The organism is Acuticoccus kandeliae (assembly GCF_003073115.1).
In genome coordinates this window covers 1-386 of record NZ_QBBV01000087.1, presented here as the reverse complement: position 1 = coordinate 386, position 386 = coordinate 1, and the positions used below count along the sequence as shown (strand labels likewise).

Annotated in this window: 1 protein-coding gene; it reads left to right on the top strand. The window is 68.4% G+C overall.

The annotated features are described in order from the left end of the window. Window positions 1-25: 25 nt before the first annotated feature. The coding region (locus DBV35_RS29430) for a 2Fe-2S iron-sulfur cluster-binding protein (RefSeq protein ID WP_245944154.1) at window positions 26-386 on the top strand (361 nt) is incomplete at its 3' end.

The following is a 386-nucleotide window of genomic DNA, read 5'->3' as shown; positions in this document are numbered from 1 at the left end:
CGACGCGGTCGACAAGGGTCGCCTGGTGAACTACACCGTCGACGCCGACGAGGACATGTCGTTCCTCGAGATGCTCGACGTGCTCAACGAGAAGCTGATCCTCTCCGGTGACGAGCCGGTCGCGTTCGACCACGACTGCCGCGAGGGCATCTGCGGCTCGTGCAGCATGGTCATCGACGGCAGGCCGCACGGCCCGCAGCGGGCGACCACCACCTGCCAGCTGCACATGCGGCACTACTCCGACGGCGACACGATCGCCATCGAGCCGTTCCGCTCGCGCTCGCTCCCGGTCATCAAGGCCCTCGTCGTCGACCGCGCCGCGTTCGACACGATGATCCAGGCCGGCGGCTACGTCTCGGTGAACACCGGGTCGGCGCCGGAGGCCA